An 879-nucleotide genomic window follows, 5' to 3' on the forward strand; every position below is an offset into this window, starting at 1 on the left:
GGGTGAAGGTTCATGTCATTTAGTGAAATGATTAGAAATGAAGTACTTGGCTGGGCAGGTGTTTCTGAAAAACCGCATCGATTTGGTGGTATTGAAATAAATTATGGTAAGAAAGAACTTGGTCATTTGCATGGCGATAAGTTAGTTGATTTACCATTTCCAAAGGTAAAGCGGGATGAATTAGTGAGCCAAGGATTGGTGAAACCACATCACGTATTACCTGAATCAGGATGGATAAGTTATTATATAAAGAGTGAAGAGGATATTCCATTTGCAATTGAGTTATTTCGTATGCAATATGACAGAATAAAAAAATAATGAAATAAAATAGATAAGTAAAAATATATTTTCATGTCACATCCCTCCTTAATCGTTCGTCTTGTATGTAGAACGGATAAGGAGGGATTTTATTATGAAACATTTTGATGTAGCAATTGTTGGTGGTGGGCTTGCTGGATTAACAGCATCTATATATTTAGCGAAAGCTGGAAGGAAAGTTATTGTATTAGAAAAGTCCAGTCACTTCGGTGGTCGAGGGATGACTATAAATAAAAACGGCATTTGTATGAATCTTGGTGCACATGCTTTATATAGAGGTGGAGAAGCGTTTATAACTTTTAATGAGCTAGGAGTAAATCTTCCAGGTGGAATCCCATCTACAAAAGCACATGGAATATGGAAAGGGGATATTTATACCATTCCAACAGATTTTCGCTCTATTTTATCAACACCGTTACTTTCATGGTCTGCAAAAGTACAGTTCGCTCGTCTTATGATTCATTTAGGAAACTTAGATGTAGAAAAAGTTCCGAAAATAAGCCTAACTACATGGGCAGAAAATGAAATTAAAGATCCAATGGTTCGAAATATATTTTATGC

General features: G+C 35.2%; 2 protein-coding genes. Both read left to right on the forward strand.

From position 1 onward, the window contains the following. Positions 1 to 12: 12 nt before the first annotated feature. Positions 13 to 318: a luciferase domain-containing protein gene (locus AC1DJR_RS31740; RefSeq protein ID WP_002035104.1), complete on the forward strand. Its 306-nt coding sequence runs from the start codon at positions 13 to 15 to the stop codon at positions 316 to 318. 94 nt (positions 319 to 412) lie between these two features. Then, positions 413 to 879, forward strand: a 467-nt coding sequence (locus tag AC1DJR_RS31745) for an FAD-dependent oxidoreductase (protein ID WP_477004444.1), incomplete at its 3' end; no start/stop codon positions are given.

The sequence above is a fragment of the Bacillus sp. 05T31 genome (genome assembly GCF_056396725.1).